16 protein-coding genes and 1 pseudogene are annotated in these 20188 nt (G+C 53.6%); 12 read left to right on the top strand and 5 right to left on the bottom strand.

Annotation, left to right across the window (positions count from 1 at the left end; all coding sequences use genetic code 11):
- The coding region (locus AC2FJF_RS22170; RefSeq protein ID WP_496727238.1) for an Ig-like domain-containing protein at nt 1-501 on the top strand (501 nt) is incomplete at its 5' end.
- 147 nt (nt 502-648) lie between these two features.
- Nucleotides 649-1695 carry a glycosyltransferase gene (locus AC2FJF_RS22165; protein WP_496727237.1) on the top strand — a complete coding sequence of 349 codons (1047 nt, stop codon included), beginning with the start codon at nt 649-651 and terminating at the stop codon, nt 1693-1695.
- Between the two features lie 12 nt (nt 1696-1707).
- On the opposite strand, the gene AC2FJF_RS22160 is transcribed toward AC2FJF_RS22165, so the two are convergent.
- Nucleotides 1708-2316, bottom strand: a complete 609-nt coding sequence (locus tag AC2FJF_RS22160) for a sulfotransferase (protein WP_496727236.1) — start codon at nt 2314-2316, stop codon at nt 1708-1710.
- A 350-nt stretch (nt 2317-2666) separates the two neighbouring features.
- Between AC2FJF_RS22160 and AC2FJF_RS22155 the strand changes: the two genes are divergently transcribed.
- The 5 genes from AC2FJF_RS22155 (at nt 2667) to AC2FJF_RS22135 (ending at nt 8831) form a co-directional block, all read left to right on the top strand.
- On the top strand, nt 2667-4220 hold the full coding sequence (locus tag AC2FJF_RS22155) for a lipopolysaccharide biosynthesis protein (RefSeq protein WP_496727235.1): 1554 nt from the start codon (nt 2667-2669) through the stop codon (nt 4218-4220).
- A gap of 180 nt (nt 4221-4400) precedes the next feature.
- Nucleotides 4401-5609, top strand: coding sequence for a glycosyltransferase family 4 protein (locus tag AC2FJF_RS22150; RefSeq protein ID WP_496727234.1), 1209 nt, complete (start codon nt 4401-4403; stop codon nt 5607-5609).
- A complete protein-coding gene (locus AC2FJF_RS22145) occupies nt 5606-6571 on the top strand; it encodes a sulfotransferase family protein (RefSeq protein WP_496727233.1) in 966 nt (321 codons plus the stop codon). Before AC2FJF_RS22150 ends, AC2FJF_RS22145 begins: the two co-directional genes overlap by 4 nt.
- A gap of 127 nt (nt 6572-6698) precedes the next feature.
- Nucleotides 6699-7721, top strand: a complete 1023-nt coding sequence (locus AC2FJF_RS22140; protein ID WP_496727231.1) for a DUF6473 family protein — start codon at nt 6699-6701, stop codon at nt 7719-7721.
- 171 nt (nt 7722-7892) lie between these two features.
- The gene (locus tag AC2FJF_RS22135) at nt 7893-8831 is read left to right on the top strand and encodes a sulfotransferase (protein WP_496727230.1); all 939 of its coding nucleotides are present in this window, start codon (nt 7893-7895) and stop codon (nt 8829-8831) included.
- A 148-nt stretch (nt 8832-8979) separates the two neighbouring features.
- On the opposite strand, the gene AC2FJF_RS22130 is transcribed toward AC2FJF_RS22135, so the two are convergent.
- Nucleotides 8980-9909, bottom strand: coding sequence for a sulfotransferase family protein (locus tag AC2FJF_RS22130; protein WP_496727229.1), 930 nt, complete (start codon nt 9907-9909; stop codon nt 8980-8982).
- A gap of 548 nt (nt 9910-10457) precedes the next feature.
- On the opposite strand from AC2FJF_RS22130, the gene AC2FJF_RS22125 reads away from it, so the two are divergent.
- Together AC2FJF_RS22125 and tnpA are read left to right on the top strand one after the other, a co-directional pair.
- Entirely contained in the window at nt 10458-12794 is a 2337-nt protein-coding gene (locus AC2FJF_RS22125; RefSeq protein ID WP_496727228.1) for a LamG-like jellyroll fold domain-containing protein, read from the top strand.
- A 116-nt stretch (nt 12795-12910) separates the two neighbouring features.
- Nucleotides 12911-13227, top strand: a pseudogene (gene tnpA / locus AC2FJF_RS22120) (IS200/IS605 family transposase); the annotation flags it as partial.
- Nucleotides 13228-13604: 377 nt separating this feature from the next.
- On the opposite strand, the gene AC2FJF_RS22115 reads toward tnpA, so the two are convergent.
- Complete coding sequence (locus tag AC2FJF_RS22115; RefSeq protein WP_496727227.1) at nt 13605-14210, bottom strand: VPLPA-CTERM sorting domain-containing protein; 606 nt, start codon at nt 14208-14210, stop codon at nt 13605-13607.
- Nucleotides 14211-14500: 290 nt separating this feature from the next.
- Nucleotides 14501-15514 (bottom strand): replication initiator protein A, encoded by a 1014-nt coding sequence (locus AC2FJF_RS22110; protein ID WP_496727226.1) that lies wholly within the window; start codon nt 15512-15514, stop codon nt 14501-14503.
- A gap of 431 nt (nt 15515-15945) precedes the next feature.
- Between AC2FJF_RS22110 and AC2FJF_RS22105 the strand changes: the two genes are divergently transcribed.
- The 3 genes from AC2FJF_RS22105 to AC2FJF_RS22095 all read left to right on the top strand — a co-directional run bounded on the left by AC2FJF_RS22105 (nt 15946) and on the right by AC2FJF_RS22095 (nt 19555).
- On the top strand, nt 15946-17352 hold the full coding sequence (locus AC2FJF_RS22105; protein ID WP_496727225.1) for an AAA family ATPase: 1407 nt from the start codon (nt 15946-15948) through the stop codon (nt 17350-17352).
- A gap of 138 nt (nt 17353-17490) precedes the next feature.
- Nucleotides 17491-18507, top strand: a complete 1017-nt coding sequence (locus AC2FJF_RS22100) for a ParB/RepB/Spo0J family partition protein (protein WP_496727224.1) — start codon at nt 17491-17493, stop codon at nt 18505-18507.
- Nucleotides 18508-18619: 112 nt separating this feature from the next.
- Nucleotides 18620-19555, top strand: coding sequence for a glycosyltransferase family 2 protein (locus AC2FJF_RS22095; protein WP_496727223.1), 936 nt, complete (start codon nt 18620-18622; stop codon nt 19553-19555).
- 21 nt (nt 19556-19576) lie between these two features.
- On the opposite strand, the gene AC2FJF_RS22090 is transcribed toward AC2FJF_RS22095, so the two are convergent.
- Nucleotides 19577-20158: a polysaccharide biosynthesis/export family protein gene (locus AC2FJF_RS22090; protein WP_496727222.1), complete on the bottom strand. Its 582-nt coding sequence runs from the start codon at nt 20156-20158 to the stop codon at nt 19577-19579.
- Nucleotides 20159-20188: the final 30 nt, after the last annotated feature.

The raw sequence follows: 20188 nt of genomic DNA, 5'->3' as shown, positions 1-20188 counted from the left end.
ATCGACACTGACACGCATACGTTCAACACCACCCTGACCAAGCTGGTGCTGGGGGCCCATATCAAGGGGGCCGCCGAGGGCGAGATGAACATCGCCGCCGTGCTGATCTACGACCGTGCGCTGGATGAGACCGAACGTCAGCAGGTCGAGGACTTCCTGCAAACCAAATACATCTCAGACCCCAACAACACACCACCCACCGCTGCAGATGATGCGTTCTCGGTTAGCGAGGCTGGGCTTCTAAACGGTAATGTTTTGGTCGATAACGGCAACGGTGTGGACAGTGACCCGGACGGCGATCCGCTGACCGTGAACACAACGCCGGTTGACGACGTCGACAATGGTACGCTGGTGTTGAATTCCGACGGGACATTCACCTATACGCCGGATCCTGATTTCTTTGACTGGGATCAATTCATCTATGAGATTTTTGATGACCTCAATGAGACCGATCAGGCTCTGGTGACCATTACCGTAGATGATGACCCGTTTAATATCTAACCAGAGACGCAGGAAAGCCAGCACGCGCAAAACTTTGTCATCAGTAGCCTGCTCTCAACCGAGGTTCAGAGCGGGCTCACGCAATCTGGTTAAGGCGGCACTGATAGTAGCGGTACTTCACGCTTGCAATCCTGTTATGGAGCGCACATGAACAAGTTAACGATTGCGAGCTGGCCCGGATACGGGGCGTCACACAACGCATTCATTACAATCTTCCTTGATGGTCTTGCGGCAAACGACATCTCTGTCAAAAGCTGCAAACATGTTGAAGATGTCGCCGAGGCCGAGGCTGACATCCTGCTGTTACACTGGGCCGAGAGGGTCTTTTGGGAAAGCAGTTCGCGCTGGCAAGTCCTGTCAAAGATGACACGGCTGATCGCCAATATCGGCCGACGAAGACGCGCGACCAAAGTGGTCTGGCTGGTCCACAATACCTTTCCTCACGATGCCCGCACCCTTCCACGTATGACCTGGAAACCGTTCATTTCGGCACTGGGGCAGAGGGTGGATGGGTTTTTAACCCTGTCACCGGGTACTATCGACACAGTGCGGTCCGCGATTCCGGCTATGGCTGATAAACCAGCCGCCCACATCTGGCATCCGGCCTATTCAGACGCGGTGCTGGATGCCGGAGCAAGAAGCGCGGCCCGCGCTGCACTTGGCTGGGGACCGAATATCCGGGTCATGGGGTATTGCGGGCAAATTCGACCCTACAAAGGGGTCGAAAATTTGGCCACCGTTTTCACCGCGACCAGCGACCCTGATTTGCGTCTTTATATTGCAGGCCGTCCCAGTAGTCAGGAACTGGCAAATCAGCTTGAAAAAGCAGCAGCTGGTGACCCGCGGATCACACTGCGACTCAAGGACCTGCCCGCTGAGGAGTTTCGCACCGCACTCGGTGTCTGCGACGTCGTTGTGGCGCCACTACGAACATATCTGCATTCGGGCTCGATCATACATGCGCTTTCGGCGGCACGACCGGTGCTGACACCCGCAACTCCATTCGCAAGCGCCCTGAATGAAGTACTGGATCCGGGCTGGATGCGCCTTTACGATGAGGATCTCACGCCTGACACGCTCGAATTTTACAGCACCGCACAATCAGGTTTACCGGACTTGTCACAGTTTGCACCCGAATCTGCCGGCAAGGCAGCGGAAGCGTTTTTCAGATCACTCCTGAATCAGGCGCGTTGAAATTATAGCCGCTTACATCGCTGCAGTGTCGCTTGGCAGGTTATGCGATGCACCTCCAAGCGAAGGGCAAAGAAGATCATTGCGCCACTCGGATTCCGGAATTCCCATGGCATTCAGGCAGCGCACAATGGTGTCGGAGTTGCGCAAGGTTCGCCCGGTTGCGTTCGGGTTTTTGTTTGAATGCGGCTTTTCTGCCAGAGCTGGCCTACCCAGAAATGCGGCGATGCGTGTCGCAGCATCCTGATCACGGATATAATTGACCAGCAGGAAATCGTCGGGCCGTTTGGCGAAATAGCGGAGCACATCCGCGTGGTAGACTTCGCGCTTTTGAACCCAGGATTTTACCGAGTCGTCGGTTGCTGTCCAATCGGCGCTCCGCCCGCGACCATCTTTTCGCGGCAGGCGATTTATGTGCTCCAACCTGCTGTCGATCCATTCATCCAGATTGCGTACCTGAAGGATAAACTTGGAGTCCGGAAACAAACGGTCAAGCCTGCGAAAATCATCCGGCACCCCATCGCAGAACGCATCGTAGAAGAAATGGATCAGAGGGAACCGGGTACGTCGCCAGATCGTCCCGTGAAATGAGTGATAGCCTAGGTCCGTGAATATATCATGCAAAGAAGTCGTCCCGGTCTTGTTAAACCCAATGGCATAGACCTTGCCCGCCGACCTGCCGGGTAGGGCCATATTGCCAAGTGTCTTTGTACAAACTCGAATACTCCTAATAGCATCCATTGCAGGAAGGCCCCCGAACAATAAAAATCTTGAATAGCAGAAGCAGTATTTTAACCTGATTCCATGGTATTGTTCAGGCCAATTGCGTCGACGGTTGGGGCGTTGCGCTTTTCCTGTCACGTTGTGTGAAATTCTACATAGCCAAGTGCCTGGGCGACATTGAGACCCGTCGCCCGAACCGATATCAAAATCGATATTAAGCGAACCCAACAACCAGAGAACAGGCGGTCGCGATGAGTTCAGGAAAGAGCCGCCAACGTCCGGCCGCGCGGTTTGTGGTCAATGCCGCAAGTTCGGTTTTGACCATTCTGATTTCGATCACTGGGCTTGTTTGGGTCAATCAGTATCTGCTGCGCCGTATATCACCTGAAGAGTACGCGCTGATCCCGGTATTGGCATCTCTCATGATCTTTGCAGAGTTTTTCAGGATCATTTTCACGCGCGGGCTTTCCCGTTTCATGGTCGAAGCTGACGCCCGCGGAGATGATGACGAAGTAACGCGCATTGTCTCTTCGATGCTGCCGGTTCTTGGCACTGTCGCGCTGGCGCTTTGCGCGGCCGGAATGGTTGTGGTCTGGCGGATTGATCAGGTGATCAACGTCGCCCCCGAATATGTCTGGGAGGCGCGGATTATGTTCGCGCTGCTGATCCTGGCATTGGCTTTGGGCATCTTCACCACACCTTTGTGCGCCGGACTTTATGTGAAGATGCGTTTTGTGGTGCTGAACCTTGTCAACCTCGGTACCGAGGGGCTCAGGGTCGCACTGCTTTTCATCTTGCTTTTGGGTGTCAGCACCCAGGCACTGTGGGTCACGGTGGCCGCCAGCGCTGCCACGCTTGCCAATATCAGCGTTCGCATAGGTTATACATGGCGCATTCTTCCGGCCGCGCGGTTTCGCCGGTCTCATGTGTCCTTGGCAACAGTGAGGCGGATTCTGGGGTTCTCGCTCTGGACATCGGTACAGGGTTTCAATCAGTTTGCCCAACGGGCAGCGCCTGCATTGTTTCTGAACCGGTATTCTACAGCACTTGATGTCGCTTCATTCCACCTTGGAAATCTGCCCAATCAGCAAATCCGCAGGCTGATACAGGCTGCAGGCGGCCCGGCAACACCGGAGCTGACAACAATCTTCGCCACCGAAGGTGAGGGTCCAATGCAGGCATTCTACTATCGGGGTGGACGCTATTACCTTTGGGGCGCGCTATTTCTGACCCCGCCATTCATCATCTACGCCGCACAATTGATTGAGCTTTATGTGGGCTCCACCTATGCGCTGGCTGCACCGGTGATGATCACGCTGTTTCTGCTGTACCCGTTCAACTGGGCAAGTGCGATGTTCTATCAGATCGCCTATGCGATCGGTCGGATCAGGGCTTACAACATCACCTCAGTGGCGCTATCGATAGCCGCACTCATTGGCATGTATGTCTTCATCGTCGAGCTCGGCATGGGGGCGATAGGAGCGGCCTATGGGTTGTCCGGCGGGTTCATTCTGGTGCAATTGGTGCTGATCTGGCCGATGGGACTACGGCTTGTGAAGGGTTCGCAGGTGGTGTTCTTGAAAAAAACCCTTCTGCCGGGACTGGTTCCGTTTCTGGCGGCGCTCGGAGGTTGCTGGGCGTTTTCGGAAATCGTTGAGGTCAACTCTTGGGTTCGGTTCGGCATCGGGTGCATCGTCTCGGCCATTGTCTATGTGACGGTGCTTTGCGCGGGCTGCCTGAATTCCGAAGATCGGGCGCTGGCCGCGAGGGCTGTGAAGACGGTGCGGCGTAAGATAGGGTTCTGACACATGTGTGTCTCAGGTTATCACATCTCTGCAAAAGCGTCTCAGAGACAAGTCTTGTCTGGATTTTTTGCCGAAGCATTGGAAATATCACATGTGAAAATACCATAATCGCATGTTCGGACCATCCGCGTATTATGCGGCAAGGGCTGGCCGCCTGCGACAATTTAGACGGGTAGTGTAATGCGCAGTCTTGTTATCAGCCGGTGGGGTTCGGGTCGTTTGGATGGCGGCGCCGCACTGCGCAACACACAAAACATGGCCGCACTTGCAAGGCTGGGGCCAGTTGACGTGATCACAGTCGATCCATCCGGTAATTTTCCTGACACCGAACCGGTTCGCGGCACTACTGAGATCGGACAATACGCGCCCCCACCAACCTTTCGCATCCCCGGTCGCTGGCTAATGCCCGGACCATATCACAAAGTTCTCCGCTATACCGATGCAGCCCTGAATAGGCGGCTCCGAACCCTTTCTTCGGAAAACTATGATCTTGCACTTGTCGAAGAGATATCGTTGTCCGCCTATGTGAACCCCTTGCGCGCCGCCGGGATTCGCACCGTGTTCGATGCACATAATGTCGAAGCGCGGCTGTGGTCCGATATCGGCGACACTAACGCAACGCGCAAACCGGGGCTGGCCGCGCTTCGTCAGTACATGTTCAACACAAAGTTGCGGCAGGCCGAGGCTGCGGCTGTGAACAGCGCGACTTACGTCTGGGCTTGCAGCGATGTAGATGCGCAACTGATAGAGCAACTCTACCGACCGAAGAACCCGGTGGTGGTCGTGCCCAACGCAATCAATGTAGAGGCCTACGCGGCGGTCCGGCAGACACGGAATGCCACCGATACCGCGGCACCGCCATTGTTGGTCTATATTGGCAGCTATTCTTATGAGCCCAATGAAATTGCGGCACTGAGGTTGATGGAGAGTATTTTGCCGTCTCTACGGCAAGCTGGAACCGATTTACAATTGGCGATTGTAGGGCGCGACCCAACATCGGCAATGCAACGGGTTGCTGCCAGGGATCCGGCCGTTACGGTCACCGGTGCGGTTGACAGCATCCTGCCCTATCTCGCGCAACAAAGCATTGCAGTCATGCCCATAACGATCGGCAGCGGCACCCGACTTAAGATTCTCGAAGCTTTTGCCGCGGGATGCCCGATTGTCAGCACTGCCAAGGGTGCCGAGGGGATCGCCGCCCGGCATAAGGAAAACATCCTAATAGCAGAGAGTGACGCCGAATTTGTTTCGGCTATCCTGCGGCTGACTAAGGACCCGGAATTTCGGTCCAGCCTTGGGCAGAAGGGTTTCGAAACCGTTTCGGCAGGCTATTCTTGGGAGGCTGCTGCCATTGCGGTCTGCAATTCCCTGCTGGGAGCACCGACATGACGTTGCCCAATTTTCTTGTGATTGGCGCGGCTAAAAGCGGCACCACCTCGCTGGTCTCCTATCTGGCTCAACATCCAGACGTTTTTGTCCCAACTTCAAAAGAGCCTAATTTTTTTGCCCTGTCTGGGCAGCAGAACAATCCGGTCGGCCCGGCCCCGCCCCATATTCTGCGGCAGATGCTTTATAATTGGTCTCGCAGCGATCTGGCTGACTACACCGCGATGTTTGACGGGGCTGGTGCGATCCAGGCCGTGGGTGAAGGATCGGTGCGCTACCTGTATTTCCCCGATGCCCCGGTCCGAGTGCACAACATGCAGCCCGACACACGCATCATCGCCATTTTACGCGAACCGGTTGCTCGCCTTTATTCGCATTACAACATGAACCGTCAGAAGCAGCTTGAACCGCTTGAGCTGCGAGCTGCGCTGGACGCTGAAGACAAGCGCGTGGCTGCCGGTTGGGGCTGGGACTGGCACTATAGGCGACTCAGCCAGTACGGACCGCAACTGAAGCGCTGGTTCGATCTGTTCCCGCGCGATCAGATACAAGTGCATTTTTATGATGATTTCACAACCAACCCGCAGGCAGTCATATACGATATCTATCGGCATATCGGCGTAGATCCCGATTTCACCCCAGACATGAGCCGCCGCGGTATGGTCAGCGTCCTGCCACGCAACCTCTGGCTGGACCGTCAACTCAACTGGCCGAGTAGCTTTCGGCAAAAGCTTTTATCTCGGCCACTCCGAAATTTCACGTTGCCTGTCATGCGGCGGCTTAATCGTTGGAACAGCAAGCCTGTACCACCGCTTGATCCGGCCCAGCGTGTCGAAATCGAGCCTCTCTTTTTTAAAGACTGGGAATTATTGTCAGAACTTTTGCAGCGTAAAGTTCCATGGCTTCCTGACAGCAGCACATGTGGGGAAGATCTGAATAGTGAAAGAGTTTTGGGCTCAACATAATCGCTAAGAAGTGAACCTACTGGGCTTTCAAGGCCTTCGCTCTCGACAGGCGGTGATCTGGCAACCTTCGCCGTTGCGCCCTCATCATCTCACCTGCTAGCTTCAAGCATCGCGCTATTAAAATTCAGTGGATTCACTCAGGGGAACCGATCAGACATTGCCTTTAAAAACGCAAGAGCAGCAGAATATTCACCTATCAGGATATCAAGCCCGAGACTACGAGGTCGTCGACTACCATATGGGTGTACTGCCGGAAACAGGGTTGCAATTCCGAGGTCCTTTTCCGGATGCGGTATTTAATGGAGGCGAATATTTTGCCTGTATCGGTGCCGCGCAGACATTGGGGTGTTTCTGCGAAGAGACTTATCCTGATTTGGTGGCGCGAGAGATCGGACTGCCGGCTCTGAACTTGGGTTATGGCGGGGCCGGACCCGAGTTTTTCCTCAAGCAGGACAGGTTACTGCCGTATCTGAATCGTGCACGTTTCGTAATCATGCAGGTCATGTCGGCACGCAGTCAAAGCAACATGCTCTATGAATGCGATGGCTTGGAATATGTCCGGCTTCGCCGCGGAGGGCGGTGCATGGGCGCGGGCGCGGCGTTTGCCGAAATGCTGCGCGGCCCAGATGCAATCCGCAACTTACCGCTACCATTTCGAGTGCGGCGCAAGTTAGCCAATCTGGTTGCCCAACCCCGTGCCCGTTCCATCGTGAAGAATCTTCGGGATGCATGGGTTAAATCCAGCCTTGATCTCATCGCCCGAATCGAAGTGCCCATTTTCCTGCTATGGTTTTCAAAACGCACGCCCGGCTATCAGGAACGATATGCAACTCACTCGCAATTATTCGGAGAGTTTCCTCATATGGTTACGCCGAAGATGCTGGCACAACTCAGGCCAGAAGTCGCCGCATATACCGAAGTCATCACGTCAGCCGGTAGTCCTCAACCGCTATTCAGCCGGTTCACGCACAACCGGATCACAGTCAATCCGGCGAATGACCGACCAGATCTTGCCAGCAAGCCCTGGTCAGAAAACCTATACTATCCATCGCCGGAAATGCATCAGGATGCAGCGAAGGGCTTGATGAACGATCCACAGGTGATGGCCGTGATAAATGGCGCTTGCAGTTTCGCCTCCCGGGAAATCTGAAACCCTGCTTCTTTCCAAGAGGTTCTCTCATTCAAAAACAAAGATTGCATAAGTACTCCCTGGCATATTTGCGATATTTGCGGGGCAGGTACATCGCTGGCAATCGAACTGCGTTCAGACAGGGCTGATCAACACATCGAACCGATTGGATACATAGTGAGTGGAAAGGTCATGTTTACTCTAAGACAGAAAATTTCCGATATTCCTTATGCGCTGGGAAATTTAACCCTCCCACCCGTGGCGGGTCGCCCCGTTTTTGTCACCGGGAATGGCCGTTCAGGAACTTCATGGATTGGGGAAATGCTGGGGTTTGCCCCCAACGTTCTTTATTATCGTGAACCTTGTCATCCGCGCCGAAATGGTATGGATCCCGATTCCAGCGAACAGGTTTGGTCTAAAATCGTGCCTGAAAATGGCCAAGATATTTTTTTTGAACGTACACTCTCCCGAGCTTTCCGCGGTCACTTTTGGCGCGGCTGTGGATTTTCACTGACCGATTACCCCAGCCGGGCAACGAAATCCCCCAGAATTATTGTGAAGGAAGTCGCATCCTTTGCTTCAACGGAGTGGGTCTACAAAACATGGTTTCCAGAAGTTCTCGTGATAATGCGTCATCCCGGTGCCTACGTGGAATCCGTCAGAAAATTGCATCAGGGTCCAAGTGAAGTGACACGGCTCGGACTGCTGGCCGGCAATCCTATCCTCATGAGCAAATATAATGATATGATTTCGAGTGCATTGAGCCACGTAAATTCGGTCGTGGATGCTTCAATCGTGGCATGGGCTATCCGTACCCGTGTGTATCTGGATGCGAAGGCACGTCACCGAGACTGGCATTTGGTACACTATGAAAATATAGCGCTTACCCCTGTAGAGGAGATGAAAAAGATATATAGCGCTTTAAATTTAGGATGGAATGAAGACGTGGAGGCTCGTATCTTGGCCACTACCTCCAAAGATGCAAAGGGTAGCTACTCTACTTCGCGCATAGTCGGTTCTCGGATTGATGCATGGAGAACCGATCTCCCTGAGGAAACGCGGAATTTAGCACGCCGCATGCTGGAGCTCTTTGATATTCCCTTTTATCGCAGCACTTCGGACTGGCAATAACGGCTATTTTCTACAAACCAGGGAAATTTTGCTGGTGATCAAACCAAATCGCGCAAGCTTTCGCTCTGAATGAGCAATCCTCGGAAAACAGATCACCCAAATAGCTCAATACCCGTCTCTTACTCACACTTTCAGCCACTGCAGAGCATCACTGACTGGATTCGCCGGTTTGCGGCCAGAGCGGTTTGGAGCGACCCAAAACTCTCGCGAGGTTCATTTCGGATTCTTGGAATTCCGCATCCAGTTCAGACAAAAGCAGTCGGTCATTTGGTGACATTTTCCGGACTGGCTTGCGGGTATTGAAATAAAGGTAGGCTGGTTTCAGAGACCGACGGACCCAGCCGGGAAGTTTTTTTCGGGATCGGTGCAGCAGTTTATGAAGGCCGCGATGCCGGAGGGCAAAACTTTCATTCTGAACTGGAAAGCTATAATTATCGTAGAATGACGCATCCAGCCCAAGCGTGCGTACTATATTGCACAACGAGGCGGCCGGATCAGTGACAATATCCTCAAAAAGATACACATTGAGACGCTCTGGGCCAACGATCGATTGCCACTGCCGTACATAGTTCTCGTACCTGCTATGATCGATTGCATATTGCAGCATTGGCCTGTTGCGCAGCACGTCAGACTTTTCAGCCCGCCTGATTTCACCAACGAAATCAGAAAATTGCATATCCGCGTCGAGAGCGACCTTATTGTTTATAGCGTAGTTATAGAGTGAATAGATTCGAGCCGATGGTCGGCGCAGGATAAAGATAACCTTACTGTCCGGAATACCTGCAATTACAGATTGTGCGGTTTTTTGATAGTAATATTGTGGCGAGACATCGAGAAGATACTTGATCTGTTCCTGATCTAAATCATACCTGAAGAAGCGCGAATACCCGGCAAGGCCCTCAGTTGTGTACCCGTCCTTACGGCACAGCGGATCGTCTGCGTCCATGAGGAACCGCAACTCATTTTCGTAACTCCTGCCTATCTGTGGATGGTCACCCAGCCAACGCAACACCGAAGTTGTGCCAGCTTTTGGAACACCGATCACGAACAGGTTTGGTATCTTCGGGTCACGAAACATGTGAACTTCAACTCATATCTAAATATGTCTCAACCAGCGGTATTTCGAAAACTCCTGTTAGCTTGCATAGCATATAAATTCCCCGCCTAAAATTAATGAATTTGTTCTGCACAAAAAATCCAAGTTCCCTTAGAAATCATACATTCAATTGGATCACAGATGCCAGCCACACGGAAAATTGGCAGAAAAACTCTTCCCATAGCGTAGCCGTGGGCAACTCGCCGCCTAAATCCTTGCACTAAATCGAACCTGAATTGCCGCAGTTTTGTCCTATTGCTATGCGAAAAAGTGAGCATTGGGGGTGAGAGCAGTATCAGAGGAACAGGAATCGGCCTGAGAGGTAGGCCGTGCCCTCGATCATCTTACCTACTTACTGAGTGGTTCGCCCATCGGCATTACATGTTTTTGGGCGTGTTTCTGTGTGACTGAACCGATGTAACGGAATACAGGCGGCCTGAAAGCTGCAAGGAAATTCTTATACGCGCCCACTCAGCGCTGGAGACCTTGCTTGGGGATGGCAGCTTCAATCAGGAAAACGGGAAACTAACATGACAGAAGTTTACGTATCAAATAAAACGGAATTGCTCTCGGCACTAAAAAATGCGTCGGGTGGTGAAACAATTCTGCTAAAATCCGGCAACTACGGGTCGATCGATCTGAGTGGTATGAACTTCAGCGACTACGTCACCATCGCCTCTGCCGATGGGAACCAAGGCGCGAACTTCTCTGGGATTGAAATCGCAAACTCCAGCTACCTGCGCTTCGATGGTATTCATGCTTCCAAGAGCTCTGGCGGGCAGGTGATTGGCATCAACGACAGTCACCATATCGACGTTCTCAATTCGGAAATCAACGGCCCCATCACATCGCCCGGAACTCCGATCTTCGACGTGAGTTTTGGAATCGAGGTTCGGGACGGCAGCCATAACATAAACATTGAAAACAACGACATCCACCATGTGGCCGTTGGTATTGGCAACTACGGCACAAAAGATTTTGCGCTTGTTGAAAACACACTCAACTATCTCGGCTCCGACGGGTTTAAATTTTCCAGCGTGGATGGAGGCCTGATCAAAAACAATACCGGCCCAACCCATTTCTACCCAGAAGATGATACGCATGCGGACTTCATGCAGTTTCAGGGCGGGGCGTCGAGTAACCTGGAGATTACCGGCAACGTGTTGCTTCTGCAGAACCGCTTTGACATGCAGGGCATTTTCTTCGGCGGCAAGGGCGGGCACAACAACCTGCAGATTGAGGATAACATCATCTATACCACGATGGGTAACGGGATCTCCGTCCACGAAGGTGGTGAAAATATTGTCATCCGTTATAATACGCTGATTAATGCGCTGAACGATAGCAAACCAGTAACGACGATTTCGGCCTCGGGCGACGTGACCAAAGAGTACAACATTTACTCTGTCAAAAATGGCCAGCTTTCCGGCACCAATATCGTGACGCAGCACAAGGAACCCAACGAGGACTTCCATTACTCCGACTTGTTCGTGAATGCGCATACCTCCAAAGGTATCACGCTTGAGGATTTGCGCCCGGTCGAAGGCAGCCTTGCTGAAACCCACGGCGCTATCAACCGGCTGAACGAACTGCTTTCCGGAACAGGCGGCTCCGGTAGCGATGCAAACCCGTACCCGACCCCCGAACCCACCCCGGATCCGGACAGCGGAACTTCGGAGCCGGACAGCGGAACTTCGGATGGATCTGGCGATGCCAACAACGGTGCTGCAATTGAACCAGTTGATGGCGCTGTGTTTGCGATGACTGGCGACTTGGAAGTTTCTAAGTCTGGAGATGTGTTGGAAGTTGCCCACTCCAAAGACTTGGAAGTATCGTCTGGAACGCTCGCGTTTTCGTTCAATGCAGACACAGTGTCACAGACGAAAGGACTGGTCTCCAAGGACGCTGTTGGCGATGGCCATCATTTCACAAGCTACATCAAACAAGGAAGCCTCTACATTCGCTTCCAAGACGGTGAGAGCAGTGAAACAATCCAGATCAACGGTGTCAAAGCCAACACCGATTATGACGTACAAGTAGCAGTTGGCGAAGGCGGGGCAACCGTTTGGCTGAACGGATCTATTGCCGGGGCAACCTCTACAGATATGGACTGGTCGCAGAATAGCGAATACCTGCAGATCGGCGGCAATGGCTGGGCTTCTGATGCAGGTGAGGCTGGGTTCAAACATACCTTTGATGGAACTATCTCGGATGTTGTGTTTGTCGAAGGACTGAAAACCCCTGGCGAGATGGATGCAATCATGGCCGGAGAAGGACCTTCGACCGGCAATGATCAGGAATCACCAACCGTGGATGTGCCGCCTGCTTATGCAGACTCGGTCTTCAGTATGGACGGTGACAACGAATTTTTTGGGTTCACCAAAGATATAGTCAATGTCGAACATACGTCGGCTTACGAACTCAGCGAAGGCACCATTTCCTTCAGCTTTAATGCCGACAGCGTCAGTGGGCGTCAGGGGCTTATGTCGAAAGACGCGTCCCAATACGAAGGTGGTGGCGACCATTTCTCGGCCTGGATTCACAAGGGAACCCTATACGTCCGTTTCCAGGACGGCGAAAAGGATGCCATCTTCAAGGCTGGTAACATCAAAGCGAACCAAGAATACAAAGTCACCGCCTATTTCGAAGAGGGTCAAGTCGGTGTGTATCTGAACGATGAGCTACTCGGAACCCAAGCCCTGACCATGGATTGGACCGACAATGCTGAGTATCTGCAGGTCGGTGGACTTGGTTGGGCCAGTGACACCGGCGATGATGCAGTGACATATGCCTTTGACGGCACAATCTCGGATGTTGCTATCTTTGACCAAGTATACACACCTCAGGACGTGGACCTCATAGTATAAGAGGTACACAAAGCAGACGCATCTCAAACGGGCCGGAAATCACAATGTTTCCGGTCCGTTTTTTTCTCCACGCATTGGAGAAAAACCTCCGACTTCCAGCATGACACCGGCAAACACTGCGGGTGCGTGACATCATCCGCCAAGTCTTTCGCGAGATCGAGATCGACATCATACGCGAGGTTTTGTCGAGCGACCGCGTGCACATCTTCATGCCGGTGCCGCCGAAGATCGCGGTCTTCTATCTAGTGCGCAAGATGAAGGGCCGTTCGTCACACGAAGTCCAAAAGAAATTCCCCGCGCCGCGTAGGCACTATTGGGAGCGCCGGTTCTGGGGCAGGGCCTATTTCCTACCACAAACGGCGCAATCACGGAGGACATTGTCTTGCAATATCTCGAAAACCATATCGCCGATCCTACCGACGCCAGTCGGTAGTGGTTCAATTTACGGTAGTGTAAGTATAATCTCAATTTTTAACATAATCAATATTATCGGAATTCAAGGTGAAGCCCGGTAGATTCACAAACGAGGTGCAAATACCTCGATAACAGAACCCCTGATAAGGCCTTCGAAAAATACGCCATCAACCGGAATAGAAGGACAAATCAGGAATTGCGCGGCTACATAAGTTCAAGCTTTGACAACATGGCAGGATAAGGTGCCTGTGTTACAAATTTTCACACCATTACACCTGCCTGAAATGACATACAGGAAAGCCCCTGTTTCTACGCTTTGGTAGCGCAGCAAAACCCACTTTAACCAAAAAAAACGGTGGCAGGTTGCCACCGCTTCGAACTGTGCTGTTATTGCGTTCAGACTGATTGCTGCTTACGCCGACGCATGAAGCCAAGTCCTGCCAGTCCACCGATCAGCAGAAGGCCGGTTGCGGGCAGCGGCACAGGTGCCGGTGCATGCTCGAATTCGAACTTCTTAATGACAAAGTTGTCACCGCAATAACCTAAACAGTAAGCGTGGTCAGCAAGAATCCGGAAGGACGAAGCAATCTTTCCGTAGAATTTGAAAGGATTCTGCGAACTGTCATCTGCGATTTGTGAATTATCTACATAGACGTCCCAATCGTCGTTGTGATCGACAGACGCAAACGTGACCGAGATCAAACGGACCGCCTTTTCAAACGAGAACTCTAACCATTCATTATATTTGCCGTCCAAATCCGGGTTGTTAAAATAACCCGATTTCACCCCAATACCGTCCCAGGCTACGGAAATTTTAGGAGTAGAACTACGATTATTACCGGCGGTAACGTGGCCCTGAACTCCATCAACGTGGAATGTGGCAGTGCCTTCCGGGCTGTTAATATCGTTAAGATCCACGCCGTGCCAGAGGTTCACGGTAGCGGCTTGAGCACCTGCGGCCATTGTCATGACAAGAGACGCAATTGCGAGAACTCTATTCATCGGAACCCCTCAAAAACTTGTTAATCTGTGTAATTTTTTCCACCTAATTCTAACAGAAACGACTTTGGCGTGCTAACAATACTTCGCAAATCGACACAAAAAAACCACATTTCAGAGAGGCTTACCTATAAGATTAAGGATTCATTAAGATGTTATGACTGCTCTTTTTAAAGGTTTGTGAACAATTTAAGGAAAAATGTGCCATTGTGCACATTTGAGAGAGGGTTTCGGAGCACCCGATTCTCAATCGTGGGGATACAAATGTTGCGTAAAGCCCACCTACTTGTTGTCTACCCCACCCGCTTTTTGATCCAGCCTAGAAACGCCTTGTCCGGGCTGCGCAGCGCCTTGCGACCGGAGCTGGCCCAAAATCCCTGCCATTCGGCCTCCAGCGCGTAGACATCCCAGCCAGGCGCCAAAGCGCGCGCGGCTTCAAGGGTTTCGGGTTTCAGGGGCAGGCCGTCGCCTGTCTCGATTACCACAGCGCGACGCGACACGCGGATGATATCGCCCGGTTCTTCGGTTAACACGTAGTCGGGCAGATGGTCTGCGGCGATCATGTCGCGCAGCATCTTGCGAAACACCCGGCGCGGGGAAGCCGACCCCGATTTTTTGAGCAGCGTCTCGACCGAGACCCGCCAGTCCGGCTGACGGCCGCAATGTTTGCGGGCCAGTTCATAGATGCGCCGCTCAAGCGGTTTGCGCAGGCGGAAGTAATCGCGGCTCAGCGTCAGGACCGATTTCGCCAGCACCGCCCGGAATAGCCAATCCGACAGTTTCACCGAAACACTGACCATCCGCCCTGCCCGCGTGTGGCGCACGATCTCCCAACTTTCGATCAGACCGAAGCCCGTGGTCGTCTCGACCCCGCCAGTCACCATGTTGGTGGTGATGCGGGTGCCGGCCAGACGCTCGAACGCCTCGCGCAGCCGTTTGTAGCCATCCCCCGATGTTTCGCGGTTGGTGGCCACCAGCAAATCATGCGCCTTCAGATGGAGCACCCGGCTGACCTGTTTTCCGGCATTTATCGCCGCCATCAGCTGGCTGATGCAAAAGATCAGAATATCCTTGTCATGGATCGTCGCCAGCCCCCGCACCGAAGGCGTGACAGTGATTTCCACCCCGTTGTGCTCGTAGTTCAGGATGCGCCGATCGGGCCGGGTGGACAGCGAGAACATCGGGTGCTCCATTGATCCCATGTCGGTCTTGGGCAACGCATCGAAGATGTCGCACACAAAAAAATCAGCCGTTGGATGCCGTTCCGGCAGCAGCCCCCCTGCCCCGGCAATCACATCGCTGCTCATGAAAAATCAATCAGAACTGAAGCGCTCCAGCCCATGTTTCTGCCCCTGATCTACCCGAATCTTTTATCGTGGTTTTATTGACGCTCACCCTAGAGTTATCCACAGGTCGGGTAAAGCATCGGATCGTGGGATCAGAGTCGGTCCAACGTGGGATCAGAGTCGCTTTATCGTGGGATCAGATTCACCAAGCCTCGAAAAAAGCTCTCAGAGTTGTTGGTTTTCAAAGCTTTAAGTGACAGCATCGAAGCCTGTAACTAATATATAACCATATTCTAACTAAAAAAATTTTGAGCTGACAATCTGAAGCCCCAGTTAGCATGGTTGTAGCCCCTTGTATTTCTTAGAAAATTGAAGCTGGATGTTCAAAGTTCTTCCGCATGCTGTGTTTTGTGCTACACTGAGAAAAAGACAGCACATCGAGCAGAACAAACATGGCCACATCATCGAAAGACAGGCTTCCGCCGTATTTCAATATTGATCCCGATACAGCGCTTTCCGAACTGGGCGAACCTTCTACAACAGCCAGTTTTTCGGCGATCGCCAGCGCTTGCTCGCTTGGTCGCGAAGACCTGTCCAGCCGAGGCTTGGAGGATGGCGAGGCGCGGCAGCTTCGTCTGTTTTCGACCTGGGAAATCACTCGCTATCTGATCCCGGTTGCAGCTCCTCACTTCCGCCGGGTGCTGCGTGCTAACCCAGATTTGCCGCAGGGCCGGTCCGAAACCGAAGGTGGCGCCAAATGGTTCACACTGGATGAGGTGCTGCGGCTGAGAGCCCATTTTGCTTCAGAGGGATCGAAGGCGAAAGAATACCGCCCCTATCGTCCCGAGGGGGTCCCCGCCAAGTTGGTTTCGGTCGCCAATTTCAAAGGCGGCGTGGGCAAGACGTCGACTTGTGCCCATCTGGCCATGTCAGCGGCGCTGGATGGCTACAAAGTGCTTGTGATCGACCTGGATAGTCAGGGCTCGATGACATCGATCTTTGGCGGTAAGGTCACCGACGAATGGCAAACTGTATTCCCCCTGCTGGCCCGTCACTACGCCGCATATCTGCGGCGGGAAAACCAGGGTCGGCTGGATCGCGGAGAAGCCCCCCACCCCATCGACGACACGCTGATGGAGGCATTGGAAACCCGTGCCGATGGTCTGATCCAGAAAACCCACTGGCCCAATATCGACCTGATCGGAGCGCAGCTGAACCTGTACTGGGCCGAATTCCAGATCCCTGTCTGGCGGATGCAGGCGCGCGGCTGGAAACTGTGGGACGCCTTGACCGAGACGCTTGAGGCGGATGGCATCCTTAACGACTATGACCTGATCTTCATCGATACCCCGCCCGCGCTTGGGTATCTGACGATCAATGGCTTGTCGGCGGCGGATATTCTGCTGGTGCCCATGGGTGCCTCGTTTCTGGAATTTGATTCCACGGGTCGGTTCTTCGACATGCTGCATTCCACCTTTCAGTCAATCGAAGAAGGGGAAAACATGGCCGCGCGTGCATTGGGGCGCGAAGAGATGGCCTTTGAATGGGATGCGGTGCGTACGGTGATCACCCGGTATGACGGCACTCAGCAGGCCGAACTGGCGGGGCTGATGCAATCGTATCTGGGTAGCGCTCTGTCGCCCCACCGGCAGGAATTCACGGCGCTGATCGGTCAGGCGGGTGAGCAGGTGAACGGTATCTATGAGGCCGACTACCGGGATTTCAACCGTGAAACCTATGCACGGGGGCGCGAGACCTTTGACGAAACCTATGCGGCCTTCAAACGGCTGGTTGTGGGCGTCTGGCGGCGCGAGGAACTGGCCTCGCAGGCCGAACAGCAGCCGGAACCCGTGCCATGAGACCCCTGCCCTGCCCGTGTAATGTTTCGCACGCGAAACATGTCTGTCTTCCGTCTGGGTCGCTCGGAAGACCGCACGCAGTGGTAACCGAACGGCGCGCAACAGAGTCTATGACAGCCGGACAAGGAGAAACCTGAGATGGCAAAACGCAAACGGCTAACCCCGGCTCGTACCGATTTTCTGCCTGCTGGTGCCACGGGCGCAGCACCCGAGACAAATTCCATGTTTCCAACGGTTCAATCGGCTCCACCGATTGCGCAGGTCGCTGGAGATACGGCCTTACAGGCTGCGGTGGATGATCTGAGCACCGAAATTCGCTCCGCCCGTGCGGAGGGCCGATTGGTGCAGCAGGTGCCTCTGGACGCAATTGAGGAAACCCATCTGGTACGTGACCGCATTCTGGTGGACGGGGATGAGATGGCTGCTCTGGTCGAAAGCCTGCGTGCGCGTGGCCAGCAGACTCCGATCGAAGTGGTGAAGCTGGCCGAGGGGCGGTTCGGCCTGATTTCCGGCTGGCGCCGCCTGACCGCGCTGAAGGCTCTCCACGCGGAAACAGGAGAAGAGCGCTTTGCCACGGTACAAGCGTTGCTCAGACGGCCCGAGAGCGCCTCAGACGCCTATCTGGCGATGGTCGAAGAAAATGAGATCCGCGTCGGGCTGTCCTATTACGAACGGGCCCGGATCGCGGCCCGTGCAGCAGAGCAGGGGGTCTATCCGGATGAGGCCTTAGCGTTGCGAAGGTTGTTCGCATCGGTCAGTCGAGCGAAACGATCCAAGATCGGTTCGTTCATTGTCATTTATCACGCATTGGACAACCATCTGCGTTTTGCGGCAGCGATCCCGGAACGGCTTGGGCTGAGCCTTTCGAAAGCACTGAAAGAAAATCCTGCATTGGGTGCGCGCATTGCCAGGGAGCTGGATAAGGCACAACCGGATACGGCTGAGGCTGAAACGGCATTGCTGAGCCGCCTATCGCAGGTTGGGGTTGGTAAAAAACAGGCTCTAAATAAGGGTTCTGATGCGCCAACTAGTTCCGGCGAAACGATTGGATCGGTCACCCTGACCCGCTCTGCCAATGGTAAGTCCCTGACACTGACCGGGATGACCGATGATCTGCACGCGCGGCTGAAAACGTGGTTGGCGACACAGGCCTGAAGTGTTTCGCGCGCGAAACATCACGGTCCCAGAGCTTGCGTTGAAGCAGCGGGCTGACCATAACACTGAGAGTGTATGATCCGTTTTAAGTTTTAATTTGTGGAAGAGTTTCGTGTCAGCATCCGCGCCCAAAGTTTCCATTATCGTTGTCAGCTACAACACCCGCGAAATGACGCTGGAATGTCTGCGTTCGGTTCAGGCTGAAACTCATGTGCCGTATGAGCTAATCGTGGTGGATAACACCTCAACCGACGGATCTGCCGAAGCAATTGCCCGTGAATTTCCCGATATCACTCTTCTGGCTGAAGGGGAAAATCATGGTTTTGCAAAAGCCAACAATATTGCCGCTGAACGGGCGAATGGGGAGTACATTCTGCTGCTCAACCCGGACACCGTTGTGTTGGACGGGGCCATGGACAAGTTGGTCGCCTTTGCCGAAGCCCGACCTGATGCACGGGTCTGGGGAGGGCGCACGCTGTATGGCGATCGTAGCCTCAACCCGACCTCTTGCTGGCGTAGAATGAGCCTGTGGAATATCTTTTGCCGCACCTTCGGGCTGACCGGTATTTTCCCGAGTAGCCCGGTTTTCAATTCAGAGGCTTATGGTGGGTGGGATCGCAGTGCTGAACGCCCGGTGGATATCGTTACGGGCTGTTTTCTATTGATACGGCGGGAAGACTGGCAATCGCTGGGCGGGTTTGATCTGACATTTTTCATGTACGGTGAAGAGGCCGACCTATGTTTGCGGGCGACCCAAACCCTCGGAGCTGCGCCGCGTATGACCCCTGATGCTGTGATCGTGCACTATGGTGGAGCTTCCGAGAAGGTCCGCAGCGATAAGATGGTGCGTCTCTTGCAGGCCAAGAACGAACTGATTAGCCGCCACATCCCTGGTTGGCAAAGACCACTGGCGAAGGCTCTGTTTGGGTTCTGGCCTCTGACCCGACGGTTGGCTTTCTTAGTGCTGTGCCCGGGTGGAGACAATGCGCAGGTGTGGTCCGAGATATGGAAACGCCGCCAGGAATGGCGGCGCGGATTTTCCGGATAGCAGATTTACTTCGGCGTTACCTTACTCGAACAGTTTGCGCTGCGGCACAACGATAACGTCGCCCGGGGCCAGGACCGTACTGCCGGGAATGCCACCGCCATTTGTGCGGTAATTGTATAGAAAAACCTGATCACCTCGCCGTAGCTGGATGCGCTTGTCTGCCGCGAAACGGGTTAGCCCCCCAGCCTGCGCGATAGCATGAAGGATGGTTGTACCTGGTGTAGCCTCCAGCTTTCCGGGGCTGGCAATTTCGCCGGTGACATAAATCTCCTGTGTTGCTGGTGCACTGGCCACAGCCGGCGCTGGCAGGGCGATCGCGCCAACCGAGACAAACACAGTCGGAGGAGCGGCAAAATTGGATGCCAGCGCATTGGTCAGATCAGTTTTAACCTGATCGACAGTACGTCCGCCGGCCGAAATACTGCCCGCAAGCGGAAAGCTGATCGACCCGTCGGGCAAGACCAGCGTATTGCGGTTGAGGCTGCTGTCTTCCAGCACTTCAATATTGAGCGTATCGCCCGATTTGATCCGGTAATTGCTTTGCGCCTGCGCTGAGACCGCAAAGAGCATTATGGCAAAAAATCCGAACAGAACCCTGAGCATAGCTGGTCCTCATAAATGCTTATGTTGAGT

It is taken from the genome of Ruegeria sp. CDSB013 (assembly GCF_059611165.1).
The sequence above is the reverse complement of the archived record's forward strand: the minus strand, read 5'-3'. Positions and strand labels throughout refer to the sequence as shown.

Coding starts and splice junctions, on each gene's coding strand:
- AC2FJF_RS22110 (WP_496727226.1), bottom strand. CDS start 15,514: ATGAGCAGCGATGTGATTGCCGGGGCAGGGGGGCTGCTGCCGGAACGG.
- AC2FJF_RS22090 (WP_496727222.1), bottom strand. CDS start 20,158: ATGCTCAGGGTTCTGTTCGGATTTTTTGCCATAATGCTCTTTGCGGTC.
- AC2FJF_RS22100 (WP_496727224.1), top strand. CDS start 17,491: ATGGCAAAACGCAAACGGCTAACCCCGGCTCGTACCGATTTTCTGCCT.
- AC2FJF_RS22105 (WP_496727225.1), top strand. CDS start 15,946: ATGGCCACATCATCGAAAGACAGGCTTCCGCCGTATTTCAATATTGAT.
- AC2FJF_RS22150 (WP_496727234.1), top strand. CDS start 4,401: ATGCGCAGTCTTGTTATCAGCCGGTGGGGTTCGGGTCGTTTGGATGGC.
- AC2FJF_RS22115 (WP_496727227.1), bottom strand. CDS start 14,210: ATGAATAGAGTTCTCGCAATTGCGTCTCTTGTCATGACAATGGCCGCA.
- AC2FJF_RS22125 (WP_496727228.1), top strand. CDS start 10,458: ATGACAGAAGTTTACGTATCAAATAAAACGGAATTGCTCTCGGCACTA.
- AC2FJF_RS22135 (WP_496727230.1), top strand. CDS start 7,893: ATGTTTACTCTAAGACAGAAAATTTCCGATATTCCTTATGCGCTGGGA.
- AC2FJF_RS22155 (WP_496727235.1), top strand. CDS start 2,667: ATGAGTTCAGGAAAGAGCCGCCAACGTCCGGCCGCGCGGTTTGTGGTC.
- AC2FJF_RS22145 (WP_496727233.1), top strand. CDS start 5,606: ATGACGTTGCCCAATTTTCTTGTGATTGGCGCGGCTAAAAGCGGCACC.
- AC2FJF_RS22130 (WP_496727229.1), bottom strand. CDS start 9,909: ATGTTTCGTGACCCGAAGATACCAAACCTGTTCGTGATCGGTGTTCCA.
- AC2FJF_RS22165 (WP_496727237.1), top strand. CDS start 649: ATGAACAAGTTAACGATTGCGAGCTGGCCCGGATACGGGGCGTCACAC.